Consider the following 18,713-nt stretch of genomic DNA (forward strand, 5'->3'; position numbering starts at 1 on the left):
GTTCTTCCCGCTTAAGTCTTTTCCCGGAATTATTTAGACTTATAGAATCGAACGACCGCAGGTACCAGGTATTCTTCAAACGCTCTCTCGAAATCATATTCCGCCTTCCATCCCCAATCATTCCTTGCCTGCGAGTCGTCGACATTTTCCGGCCAAGTGTCGAGGATAACCTGCCGCTTGAGGTCCGGCTTGAAGATTACCTTTGACGAAGGGAATGCCTGTGTCACGCGGTCATTCAGTTCTCCTGCAGACGGACAGAACGAGCCGACGTTGTACACCTGTCTTCCGAGTTTTTCTTTTGGGGCGGCTTCGAGTTTGAGCAGGGCGTTAATCGCGTCCGGCATAGCCATGAATGGAATTCTCGTGTCATCCCTCACAAAACAGGAGTACGGCTCGCCCTTCGCCGCCTGGTGCAGCATCTCGGGTGCGAAGTCGCTCGTCCCGCCCGTCGGCAGCGTAACAGCGCTTATCAAACCCGGAAATCTCACCGACCGGAAATCAACCTTGACACCCGACGAGTCCGAATGGGCATCCAGCTGCCTGTAGAACCTCGTGTAGTATCTCCCGAGACTCTCGCAATACAATTTATTTATTCCGTACATGGTCCGTGGATTCGTCCACTCGTCTTCTCTGATTCGGCCGGCACTATGTTTTGTCGGAAGATCCGGCAAACCGTAAACAGCAATCGAGCTCGGATATATGAACTTCACTTCTTTTCCCTGGAGACGAGATTGGGTTATAGCCATCTCGAGGAGATTCAATGTGCCGTCGACATTCACTTTGTGTGCGATCGTCGGTTGCCGCTCCGCGCGCGTAGAAAGAAGCGCGGCGAGATGATACACCGCGTCGAAGTCGTGCCCGGTCGAAAGCGAGTCAACGAACCGGTTGTCAAGGATGTCTCCCGTATATGCCTTGAAGCATTTCTTGCGCGTTTCTTCATCAAGAGTATTAAGGTCCATTGCTACCACCCGCATACCGTCGTGTTCTGCGAAATGAGAAATCAGACCGTGACCTATTTCTCCGTTTGCCCCCGTAATCAATATTGTCTTGTTTTCCATTATGTCTCCTTTTGAGAGAATGACTTGAAATTGCTCTCACCGGATGTGAAGTCGATAATGCAATTCGGCCCTTGAACTTTCGGTCTCAAGCCGGTTAAGATAATTCCTTGAACCCGAGTCAAGCAATTCATTTCGCGATCACACGGAAAGAGATGTCGAGTTGATCGGTAAGATGTCGGCAAAGCAGGTGAATCAGACCCGTGAATGAGCTCAGAAGACCAATCTATATACGGTCTTTTCAGCTTTTGGGAACGACCACATCGTACCACGCGCGTTTCTCCCGCGGTACGCCGTCGTCGATATGGATATGCTTGACTTCCATGTATTCTTCGATCCCGATCCGACCGAACTCTCTTCCGATCCCGCTTTGCTTGTAGCCGCCGAAAGGCGCGCGCTCATTCAGGAGATGCCACTCGTTGATCCAGACCGTTCCGGCCTTGAGCCTGTCGGCAATTTTTCGGGCCCGCTCCAAATTCCTGCTCCATACTCCGGCAGCAAGGCCGTATGCCACATCGTTCGAGAGAGACACCGCCTCATCATCGGTTTTAAATTTGGTCACGACGAGTACCGGCCCGAAGATCTCCTCCTGTGAAATCCTTGACCGGTTATCGACACCGACGAAGATTGTCGGCTCGACGAAGAACCCGTTCTTTAGTTCAGGTGCTTTAGGAATTCCGCCGCCGATAGCGAGCAGGTAATTTTCTTTCCGACCGCTGCTTATGTAATCAAGGACTTTCTGCTGTTGCTTCTTCGAGATGAGCGGTCCGATGTCCGTATCCGCGCTCATTGGATCCCCGAGTTTCATTTTGGCCGCGCGTTCCGAAAGCGTCGCGACAAATTCGTCATGTATTTTCTCATGGAGGAAAAGGCGAGTTGCCGCCTCACAACACTGGCCGGAATGGTAGAACATTCCGTAGAGAGAGCCGTCGATCGCGACATTCATGTCCGCGTCATCCAGAACTATGTTTGCGGATTTTCCGCCGCATTCGAGCGTGACGCGTTTGAGATCGTCCGAAGCGATCTGCATGATTTTCTTTCCGACGGCAGTTGAGCCGGTGAACGCGATCTTATCGACGTCCGGATGCCTGACGAGACTCTCTCCCGCATCGTTCCCGTAGCCGGGCAGAACATTCACCACTCCAGGCGGAATTCCCGACGCGTCAATTATCTTCGCGAGTTCCATCGCGGTAGCCGGAGTGAGCTCAGATGGTTTAAGGACGATGGTACATCCAGCTGCAAGCGCCGGCCCGATTTTCCACGCTGCCATCTTTAGAGGGAAATTCCAGGGGATGATCGCGCCGACAACTCCGACGGGTTCGTATCTTAAAATATTCCTGGCATATCCCGGTTTAGAAATCTCGATCATCTCGCGCTCATTTTCGCCGACTGCAAGCTTCGAGAATATATTGAATGCTCTCGCGCTCAGAAAAACATCCTCTCTTGCTTTCTTCAAGGTGGAACCCGAATCGAGGACTTCGAGCTCGACAAGCTCCGCCGCTTTTTCATTTATCAAGTCGGATATCTTCTTCAGGTATTTCGCGCGTTCATCAGCCGGAATCTCTGTCCACACTCCCGAGTGGAACGCTCGCCGCGCAGCTTTAACAGCGAGATCGATATCATCCGCTTTCGCTGTCGAAAACTTTGCAACTACCGAACCGTCAAAGGGGTTAATTGATTCCGCGGTTTCTCCTCCGGCCGAGTCGACAAACTTACCGTCTATATAGAGTCCGTATTCTTTCATTAATTACCGGATTTTATGTTTGCGTTTAATGCTCTCGATCTGTTTCGTGTGATGTTCCGAATGTTCAATCGCATCTTCCAGGAGGTCTTTCAGGCTGACCTTACCATTCTCGCTGTGAATCCCGAACCTCTCGAAGTCCTTTTCTTGCAGGCTCTTGAGGATCGGCACCATCGCGGCGCGAAGCGTGTAAAAAAGGGCGACGGAATTTTCGGCCGACAAATTCTCATAAGAAGACCTTTTTGCCCATTTATCCTGGTCGAACGCCATAAGGAGTGGAGTGTCTTCCGATAGCACTTTCTTCATGCGGTGTACCATATTCAGTTCCGAATCCGCCAGGTGATTAATTTGCTGCCTTATGCTCCACTTTCCGGGAGATAAACGCCTGTCGAGTTGAGATTCATTCAGTCCGTCAACAGCGGCGATAAGGTCACCGGGTCCGTTCTCGTATTTCCGGATAAGGGCCAGAGTTTTTGATTTCATTTCAATCCTCCTTTATGATTCTTCAATCGCTACGGCTTAATGATGGTCAGGAGAATTATCACAAGGACCAGTACCCAGTTCATAATGAATAACCCGGTCTGCCTGGAGTTTAAGACGGACAACTGAGAGTTTGCATCTTCAGGAGGGTTGAGCTGGTTCAGCTGGTCAAGAAGCATTGCGCGGGCTTTTGCCGTCTTCGGGCTGATCACCATCCCCATGATGAGGAGAGCAATAAAAATCAGGAGCTTCAACGCGAGCCACCATGCCTTTCCAAAAAGGTCCCAGATAGTAATGTTCAGAGTGATCATATTACCGATGCCGCTGAGGATAAGCACCAGGGCTCCGAATGGCGACAACAGGCCGATGTTTCGGAGTAGCTTTGCAGCGTGGACCTTCGCGCGTACGTCGTTCTCCCATCTGAAATTTGCCTCGATTATAGGTCCGGCAAAGAGCAGAGTGAATATCATCCCGACGCCGATCAGATGAAAGAAGAGAGAAACAAAAAACCAGTTCATAATTTTCTCCGGTTCAAGTTAATTTTATTATGGTGGTAATCCCCTGACCGACACCGATGCACATGGTTGCAAGTCCGAAACCGGTTTTTCTCTTCTTCATTTCGTGAATCAGTGTCGTCAAAATTCTCGCGCCGCTTGCGCCAAGGGGATGTCCCAGCGCGATGGCGCCGCCGTTCACGTTGGTGATAGACCGGTCGAATCCGATCTCCACTATCACGGCAAGAGACTGTGCAGCGAATGCTTCGTTGAGTTCTATGAGCCCGATGTCAGCCAGCTTGAGACCTGCCTTCTCAAGTGCCCGACGGGTAGCGGGTACCGGACCGATGCCCATATATCGCGGGTCGACCCCGGCGGTTCCGCTCGACACGAATTCCGCAACAGGTTCAAGCCCGTTCGCGACGCAGAATTTCTCGGAGCAAAGCAGAACGGCCGATGCGCCGTCGTTCAATCCGGACGAGTTGCCCGCCGTAACAGTACCATGTTCCCTGAACGCAGGTTTTAGCTTGGACATTTTTTCCGCGCTCGTGTCGCGTCTCGGACCTTCATCATCAGCAACCGTAATTTCCTTATCACCTGAAATCCTGACCTCGACAAGTTCATCGTGAAATTTTCCGGCATCCTGCGCAGCCACCGCGCGCCGATGACTTTCGAGGGCAAACTCATCCTGCGCCTCCCTGCTAATCCGATATTTACCCGCAAGATTCTCGGCTGTCTCTCCCATACTCTCAAGGGGAAACCTGGACGCGAGTGCAGGATTCGGAAATCGCCAGCCCAAGGCGGTATCGTAAGCGGTAAGGTTGCCGAACAGTGCCTTCCCCGAAACATTCTTCGGGATTACATACGGTGCGCGGGACATGCTCTCGACGCCTCCGGCGACCACGCAGTCCGCGTCGCCAGTTCCGATCATCCGTGCGGCCGAATTGACCGCCTCGAGGCTCGAACCACAAAGCCGGTTGACGGTGTAAGCGGGCACTTCGCATGGAAATTCTGCCAGGAGAACAGCCATCCGCGCGACGTTCCGGTTATCCTCTCCCGCCTGATTCGCACACCCAAGCACGACATCGTCGATGTTTCGCGGATCGATGCCCGACTTCCCGATAATCCCACGAAGGACAAGAGCGGCGAGGTCGTCCGGCCTGACAGCGCTCAGCACTCCGCCATACTTCCCGACGGGAGTCCTGACTGAAGATACGATGAAAGCAGGCCTGATAGATCGTGCCATCAATTTGAAAACAGGTTTTTCATGAAATTAATTTCAGGTGAATGGCGAGTGAGAAATGAAATCGATTTGGACTTAAAAGGGGGCGCCGCACTACTTGTTCTGCATGTTGTTCTCAGAAACAATTTTCCTTAAGCCATCAAGATCTATCATATCAAAGAGTGCGTAGAGCGGTTTAGTGTTTGAAATGAACATACCGGTGATCTCCACCAGGAATCTCCGCGCAACGAGAAACTGAAGTTTACCCTGATGGGCCACCGTATCGTAGCTCTCAAGGACCTTCGTGTCCTTGTGCATTGTCGTCCGCTCATAACCGGTTTCGGTTTCCCTGTCCATGTCGCCTGAAATTGTGGGAGAGATCGACATGTATGACGGAAGGTTCAGCATGTCGGTGATTTTCACAGAGATACTGCTGACGCTTGAGTCTGTAGTATAAATGTAATTCACCTGAGCCCACGAGGATGAAAAGCCCATCATGCTCGATGTTTCCCCGGTAGGTCTGGCTCTCTTGTAAACCTCGTAATCAGCCTGCGGAAGAAATTGCTGCAGCTCGCGGAAGTTTATGATCTGAGGCTGTGCGAGGGCATTAACTGAAACAAAAATCAGAAACAGAAGAGAATTGCGTGCTCTTTGCATAAGAAACTCCGTTTCAACTGGACAACAAGCTGCTCGGCCTGTAAGCGTCGCCGTTGGAGCGTCGCATGATCTGGAGAAACTCCGCGATGAGGTATTTCCCGACGCGTTCTGAAAACTCAATCGGTCCCAGCGGGTAATTCGTCCCGAGCTTCATTGCGAGGTCTATGTCCTCTTCACCCGCGACTCCCTCCTCAAGCATGAAGAACGCTTCGTTCACGATCATGGATACCGTCCTCGCGAGTATGAGCCGCTGGCTGTCGTTTAAATGGTTTTTAGTCTCGATTCTCCCGCTGATCTTGTGAGCCATCTCGCGGAGAGATTCGCTTATCGATCCTTCTCGGCGGTCAATCTTGAGAGCGACTTTAGGAGACTTCTCGTCGTAAGTATAAAACCCGGAGCCGGATTTTCGCCCGAGGAATCCCGATTCCACCATTTTTTGCTGAAGTAATACGGGACGAAAGCGCGGCTCGTGGAAGAATTGTTCGTAAATGGATTTCGATACGTGGAAATTCACATCGATGCCGACAAGATCCAGGAGACGGAACGGGCCCATCGGGAAGTTCGCCGCCTCGAACGCGTAATCGATCTCTTCCACACTTCCCATTCTTTCGGAAAGAAACCGGAGCGGTTCAAGATAGAAATGCCGCGCGCATCGGTTAACCACGAAACCGGGAGTGTCGCGCGCTACTATAGGAGTCTTGCCTATCTGGCGTACGATTTGTGAAAGCTCTACCAGGATTTCATCCGCGAGGAAATCGGTTTTGACAACTTCTACGAGTTTCATTTTGTGTGCGGGATTGAAGAAATGAAGACCGGCTATTCTGTTCTTGTGCACGCTCCCGCTCGCGATTGCACCGATGGACAGGCTCGACGTGTTGGAAGTCAGAGGGACGTCGGCGGAACAGATCTGATCAAGCTTTGAAAACAGTCCCTGCTTGACGAGCAAGTCTTCGGTTACCGCCTCGATGACGAGATGCACCTCCGAGAAATCCGAGAGCTCTGTTCTGGGATGGATCCGGGCGATGGAAGCCTGGGCGTCTTCGGGTTTCGTTCTTTCCTTTTCCACGTCTCTCTGAAATTCGGTCCCGATGACCTCGAGCGACCTGGCGACTATCTCCTTGGAGACATCGTAGAGAAGCACTTCCCAACCGCTTCGTGAGAAGGCCATCGCGATTCCGGCGCCCATGGTGCCGGTGCCGACTATTCCGACGGCTTTCATCAGCCTGAGATCACTCCGTCCTCTTCAATCCGTTCCCATTCGGCTTTCCAATTGGGAAGGTGAAGTCCCCACTCGCCGCATTTCAATCTGACTTCTTCTGAAAACGCTTTTCTCACATCGTCGTTGTCTCTTTGCTTCAATCCGTATTTCCTGTAAACCTGGTTGCGATTTGTTTTCGGCTTTCCGAATATGTTCATCGTACGCGGGTACCATCTTTCGAGTGCGGACTGGATCTCCGCCCTGGTCGGCTTGTCGAGGGCCATCTTCTTCACCCAGTAATCGCCGTGGTTGACATGCATCATTTCTTCCTTGAAGATGCGTTCGATCTCCCTCTTCCACGGGCCGTAAGTAGACTTTTTCACGTCTTCAAGCTGGTGACCCGCGCCGCGGTCCATGCAGAACTGAAACATCACAAAATCGGCCCATGAGTCTATCGGATAATAAAAAATATTTACTCTCCTGTCGTCAGCAGCTCGCCTGTCCTTCAGGTCGTCGCCCTTAGTCTCGATGCGGAGGGTATAGTCATGCTTCGATACGTGCGAGTCGACATCGATGCCGATGTCTTCAAGAAGTCTGTACATCGCGCGCGCGTGACGGACTTCATCTTTCACGATATTAGCGACGGCAAGTTTCTCCTCGGTTGTCGGCGCCTGCATGATCCAGGGAACGTAGCCGAATGCGCCGGCGAGTTCAGAGTCCGCCTGCTGCAGCATTAGATTGACGAGGTTGAGATAATAATCATCGCTCATCTCGTCGGTTGTCTCAATCGATTCACCCTTTCTAAATTTCTCCAACATCCGATTTTCGCGCTCACTGTTGGCGAGACGCGACGGATTCCTGTATGACAGAGGATTTGTGTCCGTCATGATTTCTTCCTCTCTATCTTTTGCGTCACGGCTTGTAGGCCGCGGCCGCGCCTTTCTCCGGAACTCAGGCGGTCATCTTCCCCTGAATTTCGGGGACCGTTTTTCAACAAATGCCCGGATCGCTTCGCTCGAATCGTCCGTTCGTCCGGCAATTTCCTGCAAGTACGTCTCGTATTCAAGGCTTTCCTCGAGCGATCTTCCGGAGGAACGGTTCATCATTTTCTTAATCATCGAGTATGCCACGGTCGGGCCGCTGGCAAACTGGTGCAATATTTTTCCTGACTCGGAGGCAAACGCGTCGGATGCGAAAACCCTGTTGACAAGTCCCAATTGGAGCGCTTCATCTGCTGCGACGTCATTTCCGAGAGCGGCCAGTTCGAACGCCTTCTTCTGTCCGATGATTGCCGGGAGGAAGAAGCTCGAGCCGGAGTCCGGCACCAGTCCGATTTTCACGAAAGCCTGTATGAATTTCGCGTCCGAACTCATGATTATGAAATCGCATGCCAGGGCGAGGCTCATTCCAGCGCCGGCGGCCACTCCGTTCACAAGCGCGACAACCGGCTTACGCATCGAGGTAATCTGCCGGATGATCGGATTATACCGCCGCCTCAGCGAATCTGCGAATGACCTTCCGGGCGAAACTTCTTTCAGATCCTGTCCCGCGGAGAATGCGCGCCCGTTCCCCGTGATGGAGACACACCTGACATTTTCGTCCTTTGAAAAATCTCTGAGGACTGAAAATATTTCTTCGGTCATCTCCTCGTTAAATGCGTTGAGCGAGTCGGGCCTGTTCAGCGTCAGTCGACCGACTCCTTCGCCCGACTCAACGAGGATAGTCTGGAGTTCAGCCATGGGCATAAGCCGGTGTGCCCGGGAGTTTAAATTTCCGAAGATAGTTGAGTACCGAACGCATATCCTTCGGGAGTTCGGACTCAAACGTAACCCGCTTGCCGGATTTGGGATCCATGAATGAAATCGACTCCGCGTGAAGTGCTGTCCTCGAGAGAAGCGGTTTCTCGTCGCCTTCGGAGAAATAGCGCGATTTGACCTGGGAAAGGAAGAATGGCCTGCCGTCCCCGTAAACCTTATCGCACATTACCGGAAGTCCAATAGACGCGAGGTGTACCCTGATCTGATGAGTTCTCCCGCTTTCGGGTTTTGCTTCCACAAGGGCGTACCCATTGAACATTTCGACGACCTTGTAATTTGTAACCGAAGGTTTCCCGTGTTTCTTGTTAATCTTCATAACGCCCGGATGTGTCTGGCTTTCAGAAATGGGGGCCTCTATTTTCCCCTCGGCCTCATCGGGATTCCCAACCGCGATCGCGACGTATCTCTTTTCAACTTCCCTTCCTTCAAACTGGGTGTTAAGTGCCGCATGAGTTTCGGCGTTCTTCGCGAATATTATCGTCCCGCTTGTTTCCTTGTCTATCCGGTGTACCACGAAGATCTCGCCGAATTCCTCCTTCAGCATGTTATACAGGTTTATCAGCGATTGGTTGTACCTGTCGGGAAGCACGAGAAGATGGGCCGGTTTATTGATCACGATGATGTTATCATCTTCGAACACGATCTCGCCGTTCCTCGATCTTATCACGAAATCAAGTTTTCGCTTCATGGGACCACTCATTCCAGAAATCATTTTCCTTTCCAGCGGGGTTTCCGTTTTTCCGAAAACGCTTTCATACCTTCCTTCTGATCCTCGCTCGAAAAGAGCATATAGAAATTTTTTCGTTCAAACTCGAGACCTTCCTTGAGCGGCAGCTCGAAGCTTTTCAGCACGGATTCCTTCGCAAGTTTCACAGCTGACGCCGGCTTCGAGGCAATGAGAAGCGCGAGCTTCTTCGCTTCATCGAGAAGAAGTTCGTCGGGTACGACTTTATTGACCAGGCCGCGCAGCGCTGCTTCTTCCGCGCCGATAGTCTCTCCGGTCAGAACTATTTCCATCGCCCTGTATTTTCCAACAGTTCTCGCGAGCCTTTGGGTTCCTCCCGCTCCCGGGATTACACCGATATTGATCTCCGGCTGTCCGAACTTCGCCGACTCGGAGGCGATAATAATGTCGCACGTCATCGCAAGCTCGCAGCCGCCACCGAGAGCGAAGCCGCTCACTGCGGCAATGATCGGCTTCTTGATTCGTCTTATCCTTTCCCAGACACTGAAGTTGTCACGGGTGAGCATTTCAATGGTTCCCGATTCGGCCATCTCTTTTATATCTGCACCTGCTGCGAACGCTTTCTCGTTCCCCGTTATCACAATGCAATTGATTTTCGTATCCGCGTCGAGTTCTTCGAGACAATTTGCGAGCTCAATCATCAGCCCGTGATTTAGCGCGTTGAGCACTTCGGGACGATGAAGCTGCACAATAGCAATTGGTTCTTCTATGGTGAGGATGACGCTTTGGCCAACAGGATACTTCCGAGTCTCCATCAACGCTCCGATGTTGGTGTGCACGCAAATTTAGATCGGACTTAAAAAAGAAACAAGAGTAGGCGCTGGATAGTGACGGAAGAATCGGAACTCCACATTCAAAGAAAATCAGGTTGAGAGGATTCCGCACGAAGATGTGTGAAGTCCGGCCTAATGTAATATTGCCCAAATTCAGAACGGCAGGATTGCAATTTCGGCCAAAACAGTTGTTCCTTGAATCCTTTCCTTTTAATTTCCTCGCATATCATATCAATTGATGGGTGGCTGAAATGAAAAGGTCTGCTCTTTTTTTGTTCGCTGTCCTGTCATATCTCCCCGGGACAGTTACTTCACAACAAACGAATGAACCGTTGAGAGTCCTTTCCGCGACTCCGAGCGGGGCGACAGAGACCCGCGACCAGTCTCACGCAATCGTCGTCATCTTCAACAAGGCGATGGTTCCACTTCAGGAAGTCCCGGTGGGCGAAGGGTCGGGTCCGCTTGTCATCGAGCCGCAAATAAAGGGACGGTATCGATGGCTTGGAACGACCACGCTGACATTCTGGCCGAACGACACCCTCCCCTATGCAACTGCGTACACCGCGCGTGTGCCGGCCGGAACAAAGGCGCTGGACGGGAGCACGCTCAGCCAGGATTACACCTGGACATTCGAAACGCCTCGTCCACAATTAATCAGAACACTCCCCAGGGACAATGCAACGTATATACGGCCGGAGACAAAGATTTATTTACAGTTCAACGAGCCGATGGATCCGTCGCGTGCCGCGCCATACATATCGATAATGAAATCCAACGGCACCGTCCTGATGACGGTTCCGTCACAGGTTAGGTATCCAACTGGCGACGAGCTCGACAAGTTCGGATGGGACAACCTCGCGAAAAATATTCTGCTCGTCGTTCCGACGGACAAGCTGGAAGGTGGATCCAAGTACTTCGTTCAACTTAAGGCAGGACTTCCCGGTGTCGTGGGGAATCTCGGGCTCGCGGCTGACAAGGTTATTACATTTTCGACTCCGGGCGATTTCAAATTCGAGGGTTTAAGTAGTGAGAGCATCAGACCTGATGGAGCTCTGACACTCGTGTTCTCAAACCCGGTTGACATGAAGGAGCTGGTACAGCATTTATCGTTCAGTCCGGGAATCGAGATTCCGTCCGAATATTCCGAAGGGTATTACGGAACGCGGACGCGCACGTCGCTTTATCTCGATTTCTTGCCGGACACAACCTATTCCCTTAAGATCGACGGCGCGTTGAAGGATGAATTTGGAAATTCCCTGGGACAGGATATATCCGTTTCTTTCTCGACGGGTTCATACACCTCGAGGCTCTACATGGCAGGCGGCGAAGGAACCATTGAGGCGTATGGCAAGATGCGATATCCGATTGCCGTAAGAAATTTGGAGAGTTTCAGACTGCGGCTGGCATCGATTCCTGTAGACAGCGTTATACCTTACTTCATATCCGGTCATTTCGACCAGTGGGTAAATGTGGACCGGAAAGTGGATTTGAAGATTAAGAACAACACCCTCTCGCATATCACGTTCAAAGCCGACGAACCGTTGGGCGGAAAGAAGTTCGGGTTTATCGGTGCAGAAATCAGCGAGCCGGTACCGGCTATCAACGACTTCGGACCTTCGAGCGCATTTCTGCAGGTGACGAGTCTCGGGATTACAGCCAAGTTTTCGCCGGAAAATAATCTCGTCTGGGTCACACATTTGCAGGATACGAAACCGGTAGCAGGTGCCGAGGTACAGGTAAGGGACGATCAAAACAGAGTTCTGTGGAAAGGCTCGACCGATACTTCAGGGCTTGCAACAACACCGGGTTGGGGTACACTCGGAATGAAACCGAAAGAGTATCAACAGCCTCGCATATGGATCTTCGCACGCGAGGGGGAAGACTGGGCTTTTACACGAAATGAAGAAGGAACCGGTATCGATCCATGGAGATTCGGCATCAATTACGACTGGCGCCCCCAATACCAGAGCCTCTCGGGCACTGTATTCACTGACCGGGGTTTGTACCGGGCCGGCGAGGAGGTCCAGATTAAGGGAATCGTCAGACAAAGAATATCGGATGACTGGAAATTGCCGGTAGGAAGAAAAGTCCTCGTCGCAGTAATGGACCCGATGAACGAAGAGGTCCAAACCGACACGATGACCGTCTCTCCTTTCGGATCATTCGATCTCTCCTTCGAGATGAGTCCCAACGCTCATCTCGGCGACTACAGGATACATGTCTTCACCAGGAAGTCGGGGCTCGAGTACGGAGGTTCCGAATACGATTACGAAGACGAAGATCAGAAGAAGAGTCCTGAAGGGATGATCGAAGTCGCGTCGGGTAGTTTCCGTGTCGAAGCATTTCGACCCGCTGAATCCGAAGTGAGCGTACGTTTCCTCGCAAACGGCACTCCCGATCAGCCGTCTTATACGATGGGCGACACCGCACGCGGAACTATTTCGGCGAGGTATCTTTTCGGCGCGCCGATGAGGAACGACAAGGTATCATGGGCACTCCGTGCGTTTCCAGGATCATTCGATCCGCCCGGTTATCCGGATTACTCATTCGGTCCATCATGGTGGGACGTAGAAAGAAGCGAGACGATGCTCGCATCAGTCGACACGACACTCGATGACCACGGAATGCTTGCGATCAGTTTTCCCATTGGAAAGGATCGGCTCAAGGGGACGCAGAATCTTCTTCTCGAGGCGACTGCCACCTCTCAAAGCAGACGAAGTGTGACAGGAAGGGCGAGTGTTTTGCTTCACGGTGGACAATTCTATATCGGCATAAGAGAGTCCAATTTCTTCAACAAGCTCGGCGACACTTTGCGTTTCGATCTAATTGCGTCGCGGCCAGACGGATCGCTTATCCAGGGAGAAGACCTTCATGTCTCGATTGTAAAGCGGCAGTGGATCTCGGTCCGAAGGGCAGAGACCGACGGCCGTTACTACTGGCAGACGGACAAGATTGATTCAATCTTGCAGGATTTCACAGTACCGTCCGGCAGTTCCCCGCGAGAAGGAGAATACGTTCCCAAGCATGCCGGATATTACCTGATAAACGTTCGCTCGACGGATTCGATGGGCAACCCGATAGAATCAGGAAACGACTTCTATGTGACGGGTTCCAGCTACATTGCCTGGCAGCGCTCCGATGATGACCGTATCGATCTTGTCTCAGATCGGAAAAGCTACAAGCCATTCGACGTTGCGCACGTGATGGTTAAATCTCCTTACGAGAACGCGCGAGCGCTGGTGACGGTCGAACGCGACGGAATATTGAGGCAGTGGACAACGACGCTCGTCGGGAGTGCACCCGACATAAGGATTCCAATCACAAAGAGTGATCTTCCGAATATCTTCGTATCGGTGGTCCTCCTACAGGGCCGTGTAGCAGTACAGGAAGTGAACGCGCGGGGCGAGGACATCGGGCGGCCGTCATTCAAGATCGGGTATATTAACCTTCCGGTGGATGCCGGGACTCAACACCTGGGTGTTTCGGTTGTGACAGATAAGGACAACTATCACCCCGGTGACTCTGTAGAAGTTTCGATTAATGTTAAGAATGCTTCAGGCGCAGGGACCGCAGCAGAAGTTGTGCTTAGCGTCGCCGACATGGGTGTACTTAATCTCATCAACTACGCTTTGCCCGACCCCTTCGAGACTTTCTTCGGACCGCGAGAGCTCGGCGTGACAACGTCTGAGACGATCGTCCATCTTGTCCAGCAGCGTTCCTACGGTGAAAAAGGAGAAGATGAAGGCGGCGGCGGAATGTCGCTTTCAGAAATTCAGATGAGAGGCGATTTCAGATTTACCGCTTATTGGAAGGCGTCAATTATCACGGACGAAAAAGGAACGGCGAAAATCAGATTCAAACTCCCGGACAACCTGAGCCAGTTCAAAGTCATGGCCGTCGCGTTGACGATGGGTTCCGAATTCGGATGCGGGACAAGCACGTTCCGTGTGAACAAGGAATTCCTGCTTCAGGCTGCGTTGCCGAGATTCGCGCGCGTCGGCGACAGGTTCAGCGCCGGGGTTCTCGCTACAAACTACTCCAAAGAGCCCGGCACCGTTGTCCTCCTCGCTTCCGTGGACAAGAACCTGATTCTTTCGGGAAAGGATACGATGACGTTTTCACTGGAACCTGGCGCGAGCAAAGAGATCAGATTCGATTATCAGGCACCGGAGCAAATCGGTCCAGCGACTTTCAACTTCCAGGCGGCGATGGGAAAGTTCACCGACGGACTGACCATCACAATTCCTGTTGAAGTCCCAAGGATGAAGGAATCGGACGCACTTTACGAGAGCACCCAGGATTCCGCGAATGAATCGATAATCGTTCCGCAGGATATTCATCCTGGTCTCGGAGAAATCCAGCTTACGGCGGCATCCACAGCACTCGGCGGGTTGGAGAACAGCGTTAATTACCTGATCACGTATCCTTACGGCTGTCTTGAGCAGAGACTCTCCTGCGTCCTTCCCATAATACTCGGGGAAGACATGGTCAAGGCTTTCAAGCTGAACGTTCTCGAAGGAAAAGACATGAGGGCAGTCGCGCAGGGTGTCATCGACGAGATTTCCCGTTTCCAGACGGGCGATGGCGGCTTCGCATACTGGAAAGGCGACCCGTACTCCTATCCATATCTCACTGGTTACGCGGTAATGGTTCTCGGCAAGGCGGTGGATCGGGGATACAGCGTTGACAAGGAAGTTTTGGATAATGCCGTAAAATACTGCAGCAATTATCTGAGAGACATTCAGAATCAAAAGTACGTTCCTGGCGGAGAGCCGTGCCGCCTGGCGACCCGGGCGTTGATTGTCTACGCGCTTGCCTGTGTCGGCCATCCGGAGCCGGCGTATGTCGAACAGCTGTACGTCTCGAGGAACACGCTTCCGCTCTTTGCGAAAGCTTTCCTTCTCGAGGCCATACACAAAGGAAACGGAAATTCAGGAGCGATGTTCGGCATGCAAAACGAGATTACGAGAGCTCTCCTGAACATGGCCAAGTTCGATGGGACAACGGCGCATTTCGAAGAACCCGACTGGGAGGGACTGAAGTGGGTCTTCAGCACAAACACGAGGACGACCGCGATAATACTTCAGGCGCTGCTCGAGACCGGATATCGCGATCCGTTCCTTGCGAAAGTCACAAGCTGGATCATGCGCGAAGGCAAGATCGGGAGATGGCGATCGACACAGGAAAATATTTACGTAGTTGCAGCGCTGTCGGATTATTTCTCTGCCTTCGAGAAAGAGAATCCGGATTTCACCGCCCACATTTCGATTGCAGGCCGGAAAATCCTGGACTCGATGTTCAAGGGACGAGAGTTCAAGACAGTGGCGGAGTCTGTGCCCCTTGGCGAGTTCACGAAGGACAAAGCTCTACCCATCAGCATTAAGAAAAGCGGCGCCGGGAGACTCTACTACGGCATCCGAATGAATTACTATCCGAAGAGAGACACGCTCTACCGCGATGAAGGAATCGCAGTACTGAAGGTGATCACGACGGCAGACGGCAAGCCGGCACAGAAATCGGCAGACGGAGAGTATTTGCTTTCAGCCGGATCGATGTACAAAGTGACCATCACAGTTGTGGTGGCGCAGGAGAGAAATTTTGTGGTAGTCGACGATCCGATACCTGCGGGTACTGAAACCGTGAATCTGACCTTCGACACCGAAAGCGGATTTCTCAGTGAGGGCCTGGATAATCCTGACGAATATGAAACCGAATACTGGTCGGGCGGATTCAACCATGTCGAACAGAAAGACGACCGCGTGCTTCTTTTCGCGAATACCCTTGACGCGGGAACACATTATCATTCTTATCTGGTGCGGGCCGCGACGTACGGGACATTCTCGATGCCGTCGACCCACGCGGAAGAGATGTATGCACCGGACGTTTTCGGTCAGACTGTGCACGGGACAGTGATCGTTAAATGAGAAGGCTGATCAGACTTCTCAGGCTAAGACCTCTTGAAAGCGGCGTGATGATTGCCGCTGCCGCTTTCATTTTTTCTTTTTTTGTTCCAATACCAGAGGAAGATCTGTCGCCTCTTCCAGTAATATCCATGCGCATCACAGACAGAAACGACAGAACCCTGAGAGAGGTCCTGTCTGACCAAGGAGGAAGAGCGTACTGGCTCCGCCCGGATGAAATTCCAAAACACTTGATCGATGCTACGATCGCAGCTGAGGACAGGTATTTCTATTCGCACCCCGGGATAAATCCATTCTCAATTGCGAGAGCTTTCGTCCAGGATATCAGGTCAAGACGGTTTGTCGCCGGCGGATCGACGATCACCCAGCAGGTTGTGAGAAACATATACCATGAGCCGCGGACAATATTCGGGAAGATGATCGAGGGCTGGCGGGCAATCCGGCTGGAGAAGACTATCTCCAAAAAGGACATCATCGTCGAGTATCTCAACCGCGTTCCCTACGGAAACGGCACATACGGGATTGAGGCGGCATCGCGCCTCTACTTTGGAATGCCTGCAGCTCACCTATCTCTCGCACAGTCCGCATTCCTCGCCGGCCTTCCAAATTCACCTAGTATGTCCAATCCATACAAGGGAATCGACAAAGCAAAGAGACGACAGCTGATCATTCTTAAGCGAATGCTCTCGGAAAATTACATCACGAAAGAGGAATGCGGGCGTGCAGCGGACGAACGAATAATTTTGCAGGATCCCGACCGCCAGCTGAGGGCCCCGCATTTTACTGAGATGGTTCTGAACTCAATTCCCGCGGACGAACGGTCCCGGATCTCTTCGATCAGAACTACGCTCGACTACGAGATCCAAAACACGGTAGAGATTCTTCTCAAGGGACATATTGCGTCTCTCCGGAAGTCACATGTCACAAACGGATCGGTTGTTGTCATTGACAATTTGACGGGTGAAGTGATAGCTCTCGCGGGATCGGTGGACTATTTCGATTCACTTCATGACGGTCAGTTCAACGGTGCTCTGGCGAAGAGGCAGCCTGGCTCGGCGCTGAAGCCGTTCGTGTACGGCCTAGCGTTGGAAGCAGGAATGACCGCTGCAGAAGTGCTCCCGGACATCCCTTTCGCCGCTCCGACCCAAAACGGCACTTTCGTTCCGCAAAACTACGACAGAAGGTTTCACGGGCCGGTCAGGTTAAGGACGGCGCTCGGCTGTTCGTACAATGTCCCCGCGGTGAGGGTGGCTGACAAGCTCGGGCTTGATGCCGTCCTCGCGAAATTTCACGACGCCGGCCTGGCATCGCTCGACAGGCCCGCGTCATACTACGGTCTCGGCCTTGCGCTTGGAGATGGTGAAGTGACGCTTCTTGAGCTGACAAGAGCGTACTCCATGCTGGCACGCAGCGGGAATTATATTCCGGATAAAATCATACTCGCAATAAGAAACATTAACGGAGTCGAGAAACCTTTCACCTCACCCGACAGTTCCGTGCCGGCTGGAGTCGCGAGGAGCGTGTTCTCACCGCAAGTGGCTTACATCATCACGAGCATACTCAGCGACGAGGACGCCCGCGCCCCGGCATTCGGGATAGATTCGCCGGTGAGTCTGCCGTTCCCCTGCGCCGTGAAAACGGGAACTTCCAAGGACTATAAAGACAATTGGACGGTTGGATTTACACCCAGATGGACGGTCGGCGTATGGGCAGGCAACTTCGACGCTAAACCGATGCGAACCATTTCAGGGATTACCGGTGCCGGTATGCTATTCAGGGATGTCATGCTTTACCTCGAACAATCGGGGAACTGGTCGGGCTTCCGTGTTCCAGAGGGGATCGTTCACGTGAAAGTCTGTGCGCTCTCAGGAAAACTCCCGGGGAACGCGTGTACCGGCACCATGGATGAAGTGTTCATTCGAGGAACTGAACCGACTGAAACGTGCGACATGCACCTGAAGATTCTTGTAGATGCACGGACAGGAGAGCCCGCCCGTGGGCCGATCCGCGGAAGATCGCTTCTGACAGAGACCATCGAGGTACTGCCGCCCAGCTATGATTCCTGGCTCGAGCAGCGGGAGGAGGGACGCCGCAATCGGCTTCCGGTACCAGGACCGCGTGCGCGTCTCGGGACGCCGGTCAGTTCGACCGGGGATCTTCAGCGGCCGGCTGCCGTCGAGTTCGGAATCTCAGCGCCGGAAAATGGAGCGGTCTTCAAAATCGATCCGTCACTCAGAAGAGAATTTCAAATGCTGGATGTGGCTGTCGTCGCCGGTCCAGCGTACCATGATGTCAAACTGCTCGTCGACGGCAAATTGTACGCTGAATTATCGGATACCAAGATAGCGCGCTGGGCATTGTTACCGGGAGGACACGCGTTCAGCATCATCGCCGAAAGAAAAAACAAGACCGTGAGAAGTTCAACCGTGCGGATTACCGTGAACTAGCGCTTGATAGTCTGCTGCCGGTACTGCGATCGCTGCGATTCTTCGAAATACGTTTATCTTCCTTCGTATCGGGAGATCCGGCCGATCAGAGAGGCGCCCGCCAATTCTTTTACCCCTCAAATTATTTTCGCTTCCCCGAACCAACGGCGCGCAAAATTGCTCT

At 52.4% G+C, this 18,713-nt stretch carries 13 protein-coding genes; 2 read left to right on the forward strand and 11 right to left on the reverse strand.

Annotation, left to right across the window (positions count from 1 at the left end; genetic code table 11):
• Positions 1-29 precede the first annotated feature (29 nt).
• From VIS48_05740 to VIS48_05790, 11 genes are all read right to left on the reverse strand, one after another.
• On the reverse strand, positions 30-1,058 hold the full coding sequence (locus VIS48_05740; protein HEY9165646.1) for an NAD-dependent epimerase/dehydratase family protein: 1,029 nt from the start codon (positions 1,056-1,058) through the stop codon (positions 30-32).
• 238 nt (positions 1,059-1,296) lie between these two features.
• Positions 1,297-2,799 (reverse strand): aldehyde dehydrogenase family protein, encoded by a 1,503-nt coding sequence (locus tag VIS48_05745; GenBank protein ID HEY9165647.1) that lies wholly within the window; start codon positions 2,797-2,799, stop codon positions 1,297-1,299.
• Between the two features lie 3 nt (positions 2,800-2,802).
• Entirely contained in the window at positions 2,803-3,279 is a 477-nt protein-coding gene (locus VIS48_05750) for a DinB family protein (protein HEY9165648.1), read from the reverse strand.
• A gap of 29 nt (positions 3,280-3,308) precedes the next feature.
• A complete protein-coding gene (locus VIS48_05755; protein ID HEY9165649.1) occupies positions 3,309-3,794 on the reverse strand; it encodes a hypothetical protein in 486 nt (161 codons plus the stop codon).
• Positions 3,795-3,807: 13 nt separating this feature from the next.
• Positions 3,808-5,004 carry a thiolase family protein gene (locus tag VIS48_05760; GenBank protein HEY9165650.1) on the reverse strand — a complete coding sequence of 399 codons (1,197 nt, stop codon included), beginning with the start codon at positions 5,002-5,004 and terminating at the stop codon, positions 3,808-3,810.
• Between the two features lie 102 nt (positions 5,005-5,106).
• Complete coding sequence (locus VIS48_05765; GenBank protein ID HEY9165651.1) at positions 5,107-5,649, reverse strand: hypothetical protein; 543 nt, start codon at positions 5,647-5,649, stop codon at positions 5,107-5,109.
• 13 nt (positions 5,650-5,662) lie between these two features.
• Complete coding sequence (locus VIS48_05770; GenBank protein HEY9165652.1) at positions 5,663-6,868, reverse strand: 3-hydroxyacyl-CoA dehydrogenase NAD-binding domain-containing protein; 1,206 nt, start codon at positions 6,866-6,868, stop codon at positions 5,663-5,665.
• Positions 6,868-7,734: a Phenylacetic acid catabolic protein gene (locus VIS48_05775; protein ID HEY9165653.1), complete on the reverse strand. Its 867-nt coding sequence runs from the start codon at positions 7,732-7,734 to the stop codon at positions 6,868-6,870. The genes VIS48_05770 and VIS48_05775 overlap by 1 nt, the downstream gene beginning before the upstream one ends.
• Positions 7,735-7,806: 72 nt before the next feature.
• A complete protein-coding gene (locus tag VIS48_05780) occupies positions 7,807-8,586 on the reverse strand; it encodes an enoyl-CoA hydratase-related protein (protein ID HEY9165654.1) in 780 nt (259 codons plus the stop codon).
• Positions 8,579-9,352, reverse strand: a complete 774-nt coding sequence (locus VIS48_05785; GenBank protein HEY9165655.1) for an RluA family pseudouridine synthase — start codon at positions 9,350-9,352, stop codon at positions 8,579-8,581. The genes VIS48_05780 and VIS48_05785 overlap by 8 nt, the downstream gene beginning before the upstream one ends.
• A gap of 20 nt (positions 9,353-9,372) precedes the next feature.
• Positions 9,373-10,164 (reverse strand): enoyl-CoA hydratase-related protein, encoded by a 792-nt coding sequence (locus VIS48_05790; protein HEY9165656.1) that lies wholly within the window; start codon positions 10,162-10,164, stop codon positions 9,373-9,375.
• A 269-nt stretch (positions 10,165-10,433) separates the two neighbouring features.
• Between VIS48_05790 and VIS48_05795 the strand changes: the two genes are divergently transcribed.
• Both VIS48_05795 and pbpC read left to right on the forward strand, forming a co-directional pair.
• Entirely contained in the window at positions 10,434-16,106 is a 5,673-nt protein-coding gene (locus VIS48_05795; protein HEY9165657.1) for an Ig-like domain-containing protein, read from the forward strand.
• Entirely contained in the window at positions 16,103-18,550 is a 2,448-nt protein-coding gene (gene pbpC, locus VIS48_05800; GenBank protein ID HEY9165658.1) for a penicillin-binding protein 1C, read from the forward strand. Before VIS48_05795 ends, pbpC begins: the two co-directional genes overlap by 4 nt.
• Positions 18,551-18,713: the final 163 nt, after the last annotated feature.

The organism is Candidatus Kryptoniota bacterium (assembly GCA_036567965.1).
Classification (GTDB): domain Bacteria; phylum Bacteroidota; class Ignavibacteria; order Kryptoniales; family JAKASW01; genus JAKASW01.